Annotated in this window: 12 protein-coding genes; 9 read left to right on the top strand and 3 right to left on the bottom strand. The window is 71.2% G+C overall.

Features of this window, described 5'->3' with window-relative positions; translation table 11 throughout:
* Positions 1-26: 26 nt before the first annotated feature.
* Positions 27-2,477: a bifunctional (p)ppGpp synthetase/guanosine-3',5'-bis(diphosphate) 3'-pyrophosphohydrolase gene (locus O7601_RS16595; RefSeq protein ID WP_281566950.1), complete on the top strand. Its 2,451-nt coding sequence runs from the start codon at positions 27-29 to the stop codon at positions 2,475-2,477.
* A gap of 175 nt (positions 2,478-2,652) precedes the next feature.
* Here the strand turns inward: O7601_RS16595 and O7601_RS16600 are convergent, their stop codons facing one another.
* Positions 2,653-3,486, bottom strand: coding sequence for a peptidylprolyl isomerase (locus O7601_RS16600; RefSeq protein WP_281562034.1), 834 nt, complete (start codon positions 3,484-3,486; stop codon positions 2,653-2,655).
* 63 nt (positions 3,487-3,549) lie between these two features.
* Positions 3,550-4,482, bottom strand: a complete 933-nt coding sequence (locus tag O7601_RS16605) for a peptidylprolyl isomerase (protein ID WP_281562035.1) — start codon at positions 4,480-4,482, stop codon at positions 3,550-3,552.
* Positions 4,483-4,728: 246 nt separating this feature from the next.
* On the opposite strand from O7601_RS16605, the gene O7601_RS16610 reads away from it, so the two are divergent.
* The 8 genes from O7601_RS16610 to O7601_RS16645 all read left to right on the top strand — a co-directional run bounded on the left by O7601_RS16610 (position 4,729) and on the right by O7601_RS16645 (position 13,928).
* Positions 4,729-5,448: an MBL fold metallo-hydrolase gene (locus O7601_RS16610; RefSeq protein ID WP_281562036.1), complete on the top strand. Its 720-nt coding sequence runs from the start codon at positions 4,729-4,731 to the stop codon at positions 5,446-5,448.
* Between the two features lie 87 nt (positions 5,449-5,535).
* Complete coding sequence (hisS, locus tag O7601_RS16615; protein WP_281562037.1) at positions 5,536-6,864, top strand: histidine--tRNA ligase; 1,329 nt, start codon at positions 5,536-5,538, stop codon at positions 6,862-6,864.
* A gap of 265 nt (positions 6,865-7,129) precedes the next feature.
* Entirely contained in the window at positions 7,130-8,179 is a 1,050-nt protein-coding gene (locus O7601_RS16620) for a S1 family peptidase (protein ID WP_281562038.1), read from the top strand.
* A 103-nt stretch (positions 8,180-8,282) separates the two neighbouring features.
* On the top strand, positions 8,283-8,954 hold the full coding sequence (locus O7601_RS16625) for a hypothetical protein (protein WP_281562039.1): 672 nt from the start codon (positions 8,283-8,285) through the stop codon (positions 8,952-8,954).
* Between the two features lie 127 nt (positions 8,955-9,081).
* Positions 9,082-10,905, top strand: a complete 1,824-nt coding sequence (gene aspS, locus O7601_RS16630; RefSeq protein ID WP_281562040.1) for an aspartate--tRNA ligase — start codon at positions 9,082-9,084, stop codon at positions 10,903-10,905.
* Between the two features lie 139 nt (positions 10,906-11,044).
* Complete coding sequence (locus O7601_RS16635) at positions 11,045-11,857, top strand: sugar nucleotide-binding protein (protein WP_281566951.1); 813 nt, start codon at positions 11,045-11,047, stop codon at positions 11,855-11,857.
* Between the two features lie 86 nt (positions 11,858-11,943).
* Positions 11,944-12,531 carry a helix-turn-helix domain-containing protein gene (locus O7601_RS16640; protein WP_281562041.1) on the top strand — a complete coding sequence of 196 codons (588 nt, stop codon included), beginning with the start codon at positions 11,944-11,946 and terminating at the stop codon, positions 12,529-12,531.
* A complete protein-coding gene (locus O7601_RS16645) occupies positions 12,528-13,928 on the top strand; it encodes an MFS transporter (protein WP_281562042.1) in 1,401 nt (466 codons plus the stop codon). The genes O7601_RS16640 and O7601_RS16645 overlap by 4 nt, the downstream gene beginning before the upstream one ends.
* On the opposite strand, the gene O7601_RS16650 is transcribed toward O7601_RS16645, so the two are convergent.
* Positions 13,886-14,620 (bottom strand): GNAT family N-acetyltransferase, encoded by a 735-nt coding sequence (locus O7601_RS16650; RefSeq protein ID WP_281562043.1) that lies wholly within the window; start codon positions 14,618-14,620, stop codon positions 13,886-13,888. The genes O7601_RS16645 and O7601_RS16650 overlap by 43 nt on opposite strands.
* Positions 14,621-14,650: the final 30 nt, after the last annotated feature.

The raw sequence follows: 14,650 nt of genomic DNA on the forward strand, positions 1-14,650 counted from the left end.
CGGTGTCCCACGAGGTCGTTCCTCCGGTGGAGGGCACGGTGCACCCGACAGGTGACGCGGAGGGCACGCTGACCGACCGCAACGGCGCCGCACCGCCGCCGGGTGGCGGGTCCGCGGCACAGCAGACCGGTGGCCCGGCTCGTCCGGCCGCCGGCGGTCCGTCCGTCGGCGCCGGGGACGGTGCCGGCGAATCCTCGGCGGCCGGTGGTTTCGCCCTGTCCCATGCGCCCACCGGGCGGCGGGTCCGGGCACGGCTCGCCCGGTTCAACGCCCCATGGCAGTCCTCGCAGGTCAGCGAGGTGCTGGAGCCGCTTATCGCGTCGCATCGGGAGAATCACCCCAAGGCCGACGCGCGGCTGTTGCAGCGGGCCTTCGACACGGCGGCGCGTTGGCACTCCGGGCAGTACCGCAAGTCCGGCGACCCCTACATCACCCACCCGCTCGCGGTCGCGACCATCCTGGCGAACCTGGGCATGGACACCACCACCCTGGTCGCGGCGCTGCTGCACGACACCATCGAGGACACCGAGTACACCCTCGACCAGATGCGGTCCGACTTCGGTGGTGAGGTCGCCCTGCTGGTCGACGGGGTCACCAAGCTCGACAAGGTCAAGCTCGGTGACGCGGCGAAGGCCGAGACGATCCGCAAGATGGTCGTCGCCATGGCCAAGGACCCGCGGGTACTGGTGATCAAGCTGGCCGACCGGCTGCACAACATGCGGACGCTCACCTTCCTGCCGCGCCCGAAGCAGGAGCAGAAGGCGAAGGAGACGCTGGAGATCCTCGCCCCGCTGGCCCACCGGCTCGGTATGAACACGATCAAGTGGGAGCTGGAGGATCTGGCGTTCGGGACGTTGTTCCCGAAGCGGTTCGAGGAGATCAACCGGCTGATCGGGGAGCACCAGCCGCAGCGGGAGGCGTTGCTGCGGCAGGTGACGCAGAAGGTGCAGACCGACCTGAAGGCCGCCAAGATCAAGGCGGAGACCACCGGCCGGCCGAAGCACCTCTACTCGATCTACCAGAAGATGATCGTGCGGGGGCGCGACTTCAACGACATCTACGATCTGGTGGGTGTGCGGATCCTGGTCGACACGGTGCGGGACTGCTACGCGGCGCTGGGGGTGATCCACGCGAACTGGCAGCCGGTGCCGGGCCGGTTCAAGGACTACATCGCCATGCCGAAGTTCAACATGTACCAGTCGCTGCACACCACGGTGATCGGGCCGACCGGTAAGCCGGTGGAGATGCAGATCCGCACGTACGCGATGCACCGTACGGCGGAGTTCGGCATCGCGGCCCACTGGAAGTACAAGGAGCACAAGGGCACCCAGATCGTCGGCCCGCCGGCGCACATCGACGAGATGACCTGGCTGCGGCAGCTGCTGGACTGGCAGCGGGAGGCCGCGGACCCGAGCGAGTTCCTGGACGCGTTGCGGTTCGACCTGTCCAGCCAGGAGGTGTACGTCTTCACCCCGAAGGGTGACGTGATCCCGTTGCCGACGGGGTCGACGCCTGTGGACTTCGCGTACGCGGTGCACACCGAGGTGGGGCACAAGTGCATCGGGGCGCGGGTCAACGGCAAGCTGGTGCCGCTGGAGTCGACGCTGTCCAACGGCGACGTGATCGAGATCTTCACGTCGAAGTCCGACACGGCCGGTCCCACGCAGGACTGGCTCGGTTTCGTGAAGAGCCCCCGGGCGCGGACGAAGATCCGGCAGTACTTCAACAAGGAGCGCCGCGAGGAGGCAATCGAGGAGGGCAAGGACGCGATCGTCAAGGCGATGCGCAAGCAGGGCATGCCGTTGCAGCGGATGCTCACCTCCGACAACCTGATGGCCATCGCCCGGGACCTGCACCTGGCCGACGTGGCGTCGCTGTACGCCGCGGTCGGCGACAGCCAGGTCTCCGCCCAGTCGGTGGTGCAGAAGCTGATGGCCTCCTACGGCGGCGAGGAGGGCGCGGCGGAGGACATCGCCGAGACCGCCGTGGCCACCCGCCCGCCGCGCAGCCGCGCCTCCAGCCACGACCCGGGTGTGGTCGTACGCGGGGTCAGCGACGTGTGGATCAAGCTGGCCCGCTGCTGCACCCCGGTCCCGCCGGACTCGGTCTTCGGCTTCGTGACCCGTTCCGGCGGGGTGAGCGTGCACCGCGACGACTGCGCCAACGCGGAGGACCTACGCGCCCAGGGCGAGCGGGTGGTCGAGGTGAACTGGAAACTCACCTCCGCCTCGACGTTCCTGGTGGCGATCCAGGTGGAGGCGCTCGACCGGCACAAGCTGCTGGCGGACGTCACCCGGGTGCTCTCCGAGGAGCGGGTCAACATCCTCTCCGCCACCGTCACCACCACCCGCGACCGGGTGGCGGTGAGCCGGTTCAGCTTCGAGATGGCCGACCCCAAACACCTCGGCCACCTCCTCGCCGCCGTACGCAAGGTCGACGGCGTCTTCGACGCCTACCGCGTAACCTCCGGCGCCTAACCCACCCCACCCCCACCCGGCTCCAACACCCCCGGCCCCTTCCGCACCCTCGCGTTGATCATGAAGTTGTTGTCACCTCCCCGGCGTGTCACGGGCAACAACTTCATGATCAACCGAGTGGGGGGGTGGGGGTGGGGACGGGGGAGCGCCCGTTGGGGGTGACGGGTGGTTCGGGTCAGGCGTCGGTCATGGTGAGGTCGGTGATGATGACCTCCTTCTTGGGGTGGCCGCCGCCGGCCTGCTGGGCGAACGCACCGTCGTCACCGGCCGCCGCGACGTCCTTGACGATGTCCATCCCGCCGGTGATGGTGCCGAGAACTGTGTAGTTCGGGTCCAGCGGCGAGTCGCCGTACACGATGAAGAACTGGCTGCCGCTGCTGGACGGCTGGCCCGAGTTGGCCATCGCGATGACGCCCTCCGGGTACGGCGGTCGCTTGTCGGCCGGCAGGTTCTCCTCCGCCATGCGGTAGCTCGGGCCGCCGGTGCCGTCGGTCTCCCGCCAGCCCTCGCCGGTGGCGCTCGGGTCGCCGCACTGGAGCACCTTGATGCCCTCGGTCACCAGCCGGTGGCACTTGGTGTTGTCGAAGAAGTTCTGCTCGGCCAGGTGGGTGAAGCTGCCCGCCGTGCACGGCACCGCGGACCTGTCGACCCGGGCGGTGATCGGGCCGAGGTTCGTGGTGATCGTCATGGTCTGGACACCAGCCTTGCTCTGCTGGGTGTCCGGCAGCCCGACGTCCTTGACCTGCGGGGTGCGCTCGCCGTCGGGCAGCTCGACCCAGTCACACTGCACCGTGTTCGCGTCCTGGGCCGCGTTGTCGGTGCCGCTGTCGTCGCCGAGCACGTTGCTGGCGAGCCAGGCCGTGCCGGCGACCACCAGCAGCAGGACCACGCCGGCCCCGACGACCGCCTGCGTCTGGCGGCGCTTACGGGCCCGAGCGGCCCGCTCGGCCATCTCCTTCTCGAGCCGGGCGCGGGCCGCCGCGCGCTGCCGCTCTCTGGTGGACGTCACGCCTCGATCCTCCTGGACTGTATGTGGATGCCGCTGCGGTGGGGTGGGGCCCGGTTGCCGTGGTCAGCCGGCGCTGGCGCTGGCCTCAGGTGCCGCCGGACTCGGTGTGCCGGAGGACTCGGGACCCGGCGTGCCCGAGGGCGCCGGGTCGGCGGATGACGCCGGGTCCAGCACGGGTTCACCGACGGTCAGACTCTGGATGACCACGTCGTCATTCTCCGGCTTGACCTTCTCCCCGGCCCCATTGTCCACCGTCGGCAGGGCACCGATCTTCTCGACTACGTCGAGGCCCCCGGTGACCCGGCCGATGATCGGGAACTTCGGCTCGGCGGTGGTGAAATCCTCGAAGAAGATCAGGAACTGGCTGCCGTTGGCCCCGGGCGGGTTCGAGATCAGCGCGACCGTGCCCTTGGGGTACGTCGGTGGTTCGTCCGGGGACGGGCTCGGCTCCGGCGACGCCTCCGGGGCGGTCGGCACGTTCTCGTCGTAGAACGAGTACGCCGGGCCGCCCAGACCAGTGCCGCTGGGATCGCCGCAGCGCACCGCGCCGTCGGTGGTGATCTCGTGGCACTTGGTGTTGTCGTAGAACGACTGGCTGGCCAGATGGGCGATGCTGGCGGCGGCGCACGGGGCGCTGGCGAGGTCCAGCTCGACGGAGATCGGCGCACCCTGGTTGGTGGTGATCGTCATCGGCCGGGTGCCGGTGACCGGCAGCCCGGTGGTCGGGGGCTCGCCGACATCCTTGAGATTGGCGTTGCCGTCGGTGTTCTGCGGGGTCCAGAGGCAGACCTCGTCGGTCGCGGTGTCCTCGGTCGGCTCACTGTCGAACGCGCCGAGGGCCCACGCCGAGCCGGCGACGACCAGCACGAGGATCAGGGCGGTGCCGACACCGGCCTGGATGCGTCGGCGACGCCTGGCGGCGGCGGCCCGGCGGGCCAGTTGCCGGTCGAGCTTGGCCCGCGCCAGTTTGCGCTGCCGGTCCCTGCTGGAAGCCACCCGTGCTCCCCTTTCCTCTACCCTGGTCGTCACCCGGTGGTCGTGTACCTGTCGGGCGGCAGGTGTGCCACGCCACACGCCCGCCAGAGTGTACGGGTACCGGCTGGGAAAGTGGTGTACGAGGTCGGTGCCCTTCTACATCGGGATCCGTCAGTGCCGCACCCCGGGGGCCGGCGGGTGGGGCCGCGCGGCCGGCGACGCCGGTAGGCTGCCGGAGGAGACGACTCGACGGAAAGGGGAGCGGACGTGCTCGTGGCCGGCTTTCCCGCGGACGCCTTCGGCACCAACTGCTACGTGGTCGCCACCGCGCCGGGGGAACAGTGCGTGGTGGTCGACCCCGGCATCGGGGTGATCGACCGGCTCGACGCGCTGCTCGCCGAGCATCGTCTGCACCCGGCCGCGGTGCTGCTCACCCACGGCCACCTCGACCACACCTTCTCCGTGGCGCCGGTCTGCGGGGCGCGCGGTATCACCGCGTACGTGCATCCGGACGACCGGGAGCTGCTGGCGGATCCGACGAAGGCGCTGTCGATGGATCTGACGCAGCTCTTCGGTGGGCGCCTGCCGTACGCCGAGCCCGAGGACGTGGCCGAGTTGGCCGACGGCACGACGCTCGCCCTCGCCGGGCTGGAGATCACCGTCGACCATGCGCCCGGCCATACCGGCGGGTCGGTGCTCTTCCGGCTGCCCGGCGCCGGCTCGCCCTGGGAGGCGGAGCAGCTCTGCCTCTCCGGTGACGTGCTCTTCGCCGGCTCGATCGGCCGCACCGACCTGCCGGGCGGCAGCATGCCGACGATGATCACCAGCCTGCGGGACAAGATCCTCCCGTTGGCCGACGACACAGTCGTCCTGCCCGGCCACGGCCCCGCGACCACCATCGGCCGCGAACGCGCCACCAATCCGTACCTCGCCGAGGTGGCGGAGCTGGGCGGCGCGCGACCGGCGGCACCCACCCGCGGCCTGTAACGGTCGCGTCGAGACCTCACCGCGCGGATCGCGCGGGATCGCCAGCAGACTCTGCCGCGCAGCGCGCGGCTGCCGAGGGAGTACGTCATGAGCAAGCCCACGCCCATCTCCGGGTTCCCGGAGTGGACGCCGCCACAGCGAATGATCGAGCAATTCGTCCTGGACCGGATCCGGTCGACCTTCGAGCTGTACGGTTTCGCTCCGCTGGAGACCCGCGCCGTCGAGCCGCTGGACCAGCTGCTGCGCAAGGGGGATACCGGAAAGGAGGTCTACGTGATCCGGCGGCTGCACGGCGACCCGGAGGGCCCGACCGGTGACGACAGCCTCGGCCTGCACTTCGACCTGACCGTGCCGTTCGCCAGGTACGTGCTGGAGAACGCCGGCAAGCTGAACTTCCCGTTCCGCCGCTACCAGATCCAGAAGGTGTGGCGCGGTGAGCGTCCGCAGGAGGGGCGTTACCGGGAGTTCCTCCAGGCCGACATCGACATCGTCGACCGGGACACCCTCGCGGTGCACCACGAGGCGGAGATGCCGCTGGTCGTCGGCGACGCGCTGCGGTCGTTGCCGATCCCGCCGATCCGCATCCAGGTCAACAACCGCAAGATCTGTGAGGGCTTCTACCGGGGCATCGGCCTGACCGACCCGGAGGCGGCGCTGCGCGCCGTCGACAAGCTCGACAAGATCGGGTCGGCCGGAGTGGCGCAGCTGTTGGCCGACACGGCGGGGGCGAGCGAGGCGCAGGCCAAGGCATGCCTCGCGCTGGCCGAGATCAACGCGCCGGACGCCTCGTTCGCCGATGCGGTGCGCGCGCTCGGGGTGAGCCACCCGCTGCTCGACGAGGGGGTCGAGGAGCTGGTCCGGGTGGTGGAGACCGCCGCCGCGCACGCGCCGGGTCTCTGCGTGGCGGACCTGCGCATCGCCCGGGGTCTGGACTACTACACCGGCACCGTCTACGAGACGCAGCTGATCGGGTACGAGCGGTTCGGCTCGATCTGCTCCGGCGGTCGGTACGACAACCTGGCCAGCGCGGGCAACGCCCGCTTCCCCGGGGTGGGCATCTCGATCGGCGTGACCCGCCTGCTCGGGCTGCTCTTCGGCGCGGGCGCACTGTCCGTGTCGCGGGCGGTGCCCACCTGCGTGCTGGTCGCGGTGACCAACGAGGAACTGCGGGCGACCAGCGACTCCGTCGCCGGGGCGCTGCGGTCCCGGGGAATCCCGGCCGAGGTGTCGCCGAGCGCGGCGAAGTTCGGCAAGCAGATCCGGTACGCCGAGCGGCGTGGCATCCCGTACGTCTGGTTCCCGGGTACGGCCGGCAACCCCGACGAGGTCAAGGACATCCGCTCCGGCACGCAGGTGACCGCCGCGCCGGGGGAGTGGACGCCGCCTCGCGAGGATCTCAAGCCGCTGGTGAGCTGAGTCCGGTGCTGCCGTAACCGCTGAGATCGCTTTCCCGGTCCGGGGTGTCACACAGAGGCCGTACTGGCCGTGTGACACCCCGGTGTTCGTATGTGTCCTCCCTGTTACGGATTGCCGGTGGGTGAATTCGGGCATGGCGGGGTCTTGCTTACGATCTTAAATATGTGAATACTTTCCCTCGCTTGGCCATTTCCCCAGGTGGTCGAGCTGCCCCCGTCCCTGTCGACGTGACAGGGCCTCATCCCCCATATCGGGAGGCTGTTACATGCGACCCACGAGGTCAATGCTCCGCCGTGTCGTCACCATCGCCGCGGCCGGAACTCTGGTCGCCGGTGTGTTGGCCGGCACCCCCGCCCAGGCGGCACCCGGGAGCGTCTCGCCCGACGCCGCGACCGCGCTCGCCGACCGACTCGGTGACCGCGCCGCCGGCACCTACGCCGACGCCAGCGGCAAGATGGTCGTCGCCGTCACCGACGTCGTCGCCGCCCGCCAGGTGGCCGCCGCCGGCGGCACCCCCAAGGTCGTCAAGCGCGGCGCCGCGGAGCTGAACCGCGCCACCGCCGTGCTGGAGCGCTTCGCCAAGGTTCCCGGCACCGCCTGGTGGACCGACCCGGTCACCAACCAGGTCGTCATCTCCGTCGACCCCACCGTCACCGGGGCCAAGCTGGAGCAGGTGAAGGCCGCCGCCGCGCGCACCAACGGTGTGGTGCGTATCGAGGCCGAGGCCGCTCCGCTGAGCACCCTCATCTCCGGCGGTCAGGCGATCTACGCCGGCGGGGGCGGGCGTTGCTCGCTCGGCTTCAACGTGCGCAGCGGCAGCACGTACTACTTCCTGACCGCCGGGCACTGCACCAACATCTCGTCGAGCTGGTACAGCAACTCGGGTCAGACCTCGCTGCTGGGCACCCGCGCGGGCACCAGCTTCCCGGGCAACGACTACGGCATCGTCCGGCACAACAACTCGGGCAACGCGGCCGGCAACGTCTACCTCTACAACGGCAGCTACCGGGACATCACCGGTGCCGGTAACGCGTACGTCGGTCAGTCGGCGCAGCGCTCCGGCAGCACCACCGGCCTGCGCAGCGGCTCGGTGACCGCGCTCAACGCCACGGTCAACTACGCCGAGGGCTCGGTCTCCGGCCTGATCCGCACCAACATCTGCGCTCAGCCCGGTGACAGCGGCGGCTCGCTGTTCAGCGGCAGCACGGCGCTCGGCCTGACCTCCGGCGGCAGCGGCAACTGCTCCACCGGCGGCACCACCTACTTCCAGCCGGTCACCGAGGCGCTGAGCCGCTACGGCGTCAGCGTCTTCTGACCTGCCCACCTGGAGAATTTCCTCCGCCAGCGGGCCGCCGGATTCCTCCTCCGGCGGCCCGCACCGCTGTCCCGGATCACGCTCCTTCAACTACGGTCGACCAATGGTCGTACGACTCCTGGCGCAGTTGCGCGCGCCGATCTTCCTGGGCGGGCAGGTGCTGGCCTGGGTGCTGCTCGCCGTGGACGCGCGTCGTGAGTGGAGCGCCTCCTGGTTCGTCGGGCTCCTACTGGTGCTCGGTGTGCTCGCCGCGATACCCGCGGCGGTTGTCGATCTGCCGGAATTCCGGATGGTTGCCCTGGTCACCCAGACCATCGGCGCCGGCGTCGTCGCGCTGGCCCTGTACGACACGGCGGACAAGCGGGCGCTGTGGGCGTACGTCCTGGCCGCTATCGCCGCGGTGGCCCTGCCGTCGAGCCGGTCGGCCCTCGGGGCCCGGCCGGCGAGCCGGTCGGCGCTCGGTCGGGGCACCGTGATCGGCGTGGGGGCGGCGCTCCTGCTCACCATCGGCGCATCGGCTCCCGCCCTGGCCTGGAGTGGGGGGAAGCACGAGGTGATGGTGTGCGTGCGGCCGGAAGCATCCGTCGACCAGTTGACGCGCGACAGCCGCCGCCTCGACCCCGATCACGTCATCGCCGGCTTCGGGTTCGACGGGCCGCACAGCTCGTGCCTGGAGGTGCTGTTCGATCCCGGTGCCACCGCGGGCGACGCCGACGACGTGGCACGCCACTACTCCGTGGACCCGAGGGTCGTGTCGGTGCGCCGGACGCGCTGACGGAGTGTGCGGCCGTCACCGCAGGTGTCGACAGCGCCCTGGTCCGCGCACCCGGGGAACGCCGACGGGCGGGTGCTGACAGAATGCCGGGGAGTAGACGTAGGGCAAGACGAGGGAGACGCACGTCGTGATCCGTACCCATGACGCCGGCAGCCTGCGCGCGACGGACGCCGGCACCACGGTGACGCTCGCCGGGTGGGTGGCCCGCCGGCGAGACCACGGCGGTGTCATCTTCGTCGACCTGCGCGACGGCTCGGGCGTGGTGCAGGTGGTCCTCCGGGAGGAGGACGCGCACGCGCTGCGCAACGAGTACTGCGTCAAGGTAGTCGGCGAGGTCACCCGGCGGCCCGAGGGTAACGAGAACCCGGAGTTGCCCACCGGCGAGATCGAGGTGACGGCGGCCGAGCTGGAGGTGCTCTCCGAGGCCGCGCCGCTGCCGCTGCCGGTGGACGACCAGGTGGTGGCCGGGGACGACGTCCGGCTCAAGTATCGCTACCTCGACCTGCGTCGCGGCGTCCCGGCGCGCGCCATGCGGCTGCGGTCCCGCGCCAACCAGCTGGCCCGTACGGTGCTGCACGAGCGGGACTTCCTGGAGATCGAGACGCCGACGCTGACCCGGTCCACGCCGGAGGGCGCCCGCGACTTCCTGGTGCCGGTGCGTCTGCAGCCGGGCAGCTGGTACGCGCTGCCGCAGTCGCCGCAGCTGTTCAAGCAGTTGCTGATGGTCGGCGGGATGGAGCGTTACTACCAGATCGCCCGCTGCTACCGCGACGAGGACTTCCGGGCCGACCGGCAGCCGGAGTTCACCCAGTTGGACATCGAGATGTCCTTCGTCACCGAGGACGACGTGATCGACCTGGGTGAGGCGATCGTCGCCGCGCTCTGGGCGGAGCTGGCCGACCACGAGATCCCCCGGCCGATCCCACGGATCACCTGGCACGACGCGATGGCCCGGTACGGCTCGGACAAGCCGGACCTGCGCTACGGCGTCGAGCTGACCGAGCTGACCGACTACCTGCGCGGCACCACCTTCCGGGTGTTCGCCGGCGCGATCGACGCGGGCGGCTACGTGGGCGCGGTGGTCATGCCCGGCGGCGCGGCCCAGACCCGCAAGGAGCTGGACGGCTGGCAGGACTGGGCCAAGGCGCGCGGTGCCAAGGGCCTGGCGTACGTGGTGCTCGACGCCGAGACCGGCGAGGCACGCGGCCCGGTGGCGAAGAACCTGTCGGCCGAGCACCTGAACGGGCTGGCCGACGCGGTCGGCGCCAAGCCGGGCGACGCGATCTTCTTCGCCGCCAGCGGGGAGACCCGCGAGGCGCAGGAGCTGCTCGGCGCGGCCCGGATCGAGATCGCGCGGCGGGCCGGCCTGGTCGACGAGAGCGCCTGGGCGTTCTGCTGGGTGGTCGACGCGCCGATGTTCGAACGGACGTCGGACGAGAACGGCGCGGCGGGAGGCTGGACGGCGGTGCACCACCCGTTCACCTCGCCCAACGCGGAGTGGATGGACCGGTTCGAGGAGGCGCCGGACCGGGCCTTGGCGTACGCGTACGACATTGTCTGCAACGGCAACGAGATCGGCGGCGGTTCGATCCGTATCCACCGCCGTGACGTGCAGCAGCGGGTGTTCGACCTGCTCGGCATCAGCCCCGAGGAGGCCCAGGACAAGTTCGGCTTCCTGCTGGAGGCGTTCAGCTACGGCCCGCCCCCGCACGGCGGCATCGCGTTCGGCTGGGACCGGGTCTGCATGCTGCTCGCCGGGGCCGACTCGATCCGCGAGGTGATCGCCTTCCCGAAGACCCGGGGCGGCTTCGACCCCCTCACCGGCGCACCCACCCCGATCACCGCCCAGCAGCGCACCGAGGCCGGCATCGACGCCAAGCCCAAGCCCCAGCAGCCGCCCTCCCACGCCGGCACCGCCGGCCCCGCCGCCCCCGTAGCCGACCCCACCTGACCCACCCCGCCTCACCCTCCCGGCCCCTGCGCGGCCAGCCCGCCTCCTCGTCGATCATGAAGTTGTTGTCCCGTGGACCGGCGTGGCGTGACAACAAGTTCATGATCAACGGTGTGGGTGGCGGGTGAGGGAGGCGACGGTGCGGGTGCTGGTGGTGGGTGGGAGTGGGTTTCTGGGGCGGGAGGTTTGTCGGCTCGCGGTGCGGACCGGGTGGGTGGTGGTGGGGACGTGCCACTCCGGTGTGGTCGGGGTGCCAGGGGTCGAGGTGCGTCGGCTGGACGTGACCGACCGGGCCGCGGTGGTCGACCTGCTCGCGGCGGTACGCCCGGACGCCGTGGTCGCCACCCCCTACCGGTACGGCGACTGGGCGGTCACCGCCGACGGGGCGGCGCACGTGGCGGATGCCGCCGCGCGGGTGGGCGCCCGGTTGGTGCACATCTCCAGCGACGCTCTGCACGCCGGGCGACCCGAGGCGTACGCCGACGACGATCCGCCCACGCCGATCTTTCCGTACGGTGCGGCGAAGGCGGCTGCGGAGACGGCGGTGCGTGCGATCGACCCGGGTGCCGTGCTGGTGCGTACCTCGCTGATCCTCGGCGAGGGCAGCAAGCAGCTCCAGCTCTGCCGGGATGCGCTGGCCGGTCGGGCGACCCTGTTCACCGACGAGCTGCGCTGCCCGATCGATGTCGGCGACCTCGCCGCCGCCGCGCTCGAACTGGTGGACTCCGATGTCGCCGGACCGTTGAACGTGGCGGGCCCGGACGCGGTCAGCCGGGCGGAGCTGGGCCTGCTGGTGGCCCGCCGGGAGGGCATCGACCCGGCCGGCCTGAAGACCACCACCGGCGCCGCCGCCGGCGTGGTGCGCCCCACCGAGGTACGCCTCGACTCCTCCCGCGCCGCCGGCCTGCTCCGCACCCGGCTGCGCGGCGTCTCGGAGTTGCTCACCTGCTGAAGAGTCGCGCACGGCCGGTGCGGCTACTGCACACTTGCTATGCACAACACTTGTGCATAGCAAGTGTGCACAGCTAGTGTGCATTCATGGAGGATGCGTCCACAAACATCGAACCGAGCGTCGTGCACGTCGACGCACGGCAGATCCGGGCACTCGCCCACCCGCTGCGCGTCCAGCTGCTCGGCGCCCTGCGTATCGGTGGACCGGCGACCGCGACCGACCTGGCCGCCGAACTCGACACCAACACCGGCGCGACCAGCTACCACCTGCGTCACCTGGCCGAGGTCGGGTTGGTCGTCGAGGAGCCGGCCGAGGGCGTCGGGCGGCGGCGTTACTGGCGCGCCGCCCACGACATCAGCTCGTGGCAGCCCACCGACTTCGAGGACGACCCGCAGGCCCGGGACGCGGCGGACTGGGTGCAGCGCAGGCATTTTCAGTTCGTGGCCGAGTTCGCCCAGCGCTGGGTGGGTGTGCAGCACGACCGGCCGCGCGAGTGGCGTCAGGCCGTCGACTTCAGCGACGCACTGCTCACCCTCTCGCCCGCCCAGCTGCGCGCCCTCAACGACGAGTTGTCGGCGGTGATCAAGCGGTACCGTGACGCACCGGCCGGGCCCGACGCAGCGCAGGTCATCCTCTTCGTCGCCGGCTTTCCCCTGGTGCGGGACGCCCGATGAGGAGCACCCTCACCGTCACCCAGATCCGCCGCCGTTTCCTGGTTCTGCACGGCCTGCGTTGGCTACCGACCGGCCTGCTCATCCCGGTGGTGATCCTGCTGATGCAGGAGCGCGGCCTGAGCCTGACCCAGATCGGTCTGGCCGCCGCCGCGCAGGGGGTGGTGGTCCTCGCCCTGGAGCTGCCGACCGGTGGCTTTGCCGACGCGCTGGGCCGCAAGCCGGTGCTGGTGGTGGCGAACGTGGTCGGACTAGCCTCGCTGGCCCTCCTGGTGGTCGCCGACTCGTTGGCCCTGCTGGCCACCGTCTGGGCGATGCAGGGCGTGTTCCGCGCCCTGGACAGCGGCCCCCTCGAATCCTGGTACGTCGACTCCACCCTCGCCGTCGACCCCGAAGCCGCGTACGAGAAGGGTCTGGGCCAGGCCGGCATGGTCCTCGGCCTGTGCATGGCCGCTGGCGCGCTGCTCAGCGGCGGCCTGGTGGCTCTCGGCCCGGTGGGGCCGGTCAGCGCCCTCACCACGCCGGTCGTGGTGGCGCTCCTGTTGCAGGCGATCGCCCTGACGGGTCTGCTGGCACTGCTGGTGGAGCAGCGCCCGGCAGTCGGCACGGATGCCTTACGATCGTCGCTACGCGAGGCGCCGCGCATGGTCGGTGAGGCGTTCGGTCTGCTGCGTCGCTCCCGGGTGCTGCTCGCGTTGGTGACGGTCGAGCTGTTCTGGGGCTTCGGCATGGTCACTTTCGAGAACCTGTTGCCGGTCCGCCTGGCCGAGGTGGTGGGAGACACCGACCGGGCTGCCGCGCTGCTCGGCCCGGCCAGTACGGCGGCGTGGCTCGCCTCGGCCGGCGGTGCCGCTGCCACCCCACTGCTCCTCCGCTGGCTCGGTGCCGCGCCCGGTGCCGCCCTGCTACGGGTCGTGCAGGGGATCACGGTCGTCGGCATGGGGCTGCTCGCCGGCCCGGTCGGGGTGCTGGTCGCCTTCGTCGCTTGCTATGCCGTGCACGGCGCGTCGAACCCGCTGCACATGGGACTCCTGCATCGGCAGGTCGACGGCCCGTACCGGACCAGCGTGATCTCGGTGAACTCCATGATGGCCATGCCGGCTGCCGCCGTCGGCGCAGTGCTGCTCGGCTTCATCGGTGACCGGGCCGGGGTGAGCACCGCGATGCTCGTCGGTGCGGTCGCTCTGGCGGTCGCCGCACCGCTCTACCTGCCCGCCTGGCGGGCGGGCCGGGGTACCGGCCAGCCGAGGCGGGCCGCCGACCCGGCCGCCGACCCGGCCGCCGACCCGGCCGCCGACCCGGCCGCCGACCCGGCCGCCGGCCCAGCCGGCAGGATCGTCGGCGGTCCCACCGACGATCAGACGAAGCGGACCGAGGTGAGCGGCAACGTGTCGGCGTAGCCGAGTCGCCGGTAGAGCCGGATCGCCGTCACGTTGCTCGGGTAGACGCCCAGCGCCACCATGCCGTACCGGTCCAGCAGGACCCGGGTCATCCCGGCGGTGATCGCCGCACCGAGACCGCGCCCCCGGTGCCACGGCGCCACCGCCAGTCCGGCGAGGAAACCGACCTCGCCCCGGGTCCGGTCGGCGCCGCAGGCGACCAGCCGGTCACCGTCGCGGATGCCGTACCAGTCGCGCACCTGTGGACTGCCGGGGCGGGCGGTGCTGGTCGGGAACGCCTCGTCGATCAGCGCCGTCAGGGTTGGGTGGTCCGCCTCGGTCAGTCGTTCCATCCGCTCCTCGCCGGGCTGGGCCGGCGGCGTATCTGTCGTCCAGAGAAAATTCCAGTCCTCGTACCCGGCCACGGCCGGGCCGAGCGGCACCGGATCCGTACGGGGCAGGTGCAGCCACCGTCCGGCACCTAGCCTGCCTTCCCTGGCCAGCGTGCTGACCAGGTCGATCGCCGTGTCTGACGCGCCGATCACACCACCGACCGGCCCCTGCTCGACGGTGAGCAGCCAGCACACGGTCCCGGCGCGTCGCCAGCCCTGCGCCGGTTCGTGGATCGGCAGCGAGTGCCGCACGAAGGGATGGTGGCCCGTCGCGGCCAGGATGGCGTCCCGCCCATCAAGGGCCTCGTCGGCGTTGATCATCTCGTCAGCGTAAGCGGCGGGTGGGTAGGC

The sequence above is a fragment of the Verrucosispora sp. WMMD573 genome, assembly GCF_027497175.1.
GTDB lineage: Bacteria > Actinomycetota > Actinomycetes > Mycobacteriales > Micromonosporaceae > Micromonospora.

Coding starts and splice junctions, on each gene's coding strand:
- O7601_RS16650 (WP_281562043.1), bottom strand. CDS start 14,620: ATGATCAACGCCGACGAGGCCCTTGATGGGCGGGACGCCATCCTGGCC.
- O7601_RS16620 (WP_281562038.1), top strand. CDS start 7,130: ATGCGACCCACGAGGTCAATGCTCCGCCGTGTCGTCACCATCGCCGCG.
- O7601_RS16640 (WP_281562041.1), top strand. CDS start 11,944: ATGGAGGATGCGTCCACAAACATCGAACCGAGCGTCGTGCACGTCGAC.
- O7601_RS16645 (WP_281562042.1), top strand. CDS start 12,528: ATGAGGAGCACCCTCACCGTCACCCAGATCCGCCGCCGTTTCCTGGTT.
- hisS (WP_281562037.1), top strand. CDS start 5,536: ATGAGCAAGCCCACGCCCATCTCCGGGTTCCCGGAGTGGACGCCGCCA.
- O7601_RS16625 (WP_281562039.1), top strand. CDS start 8,283: ATGGTCGTACGACTCCTGGCGCAGTTGCGCGCGCCGATCTTCCTGGGC.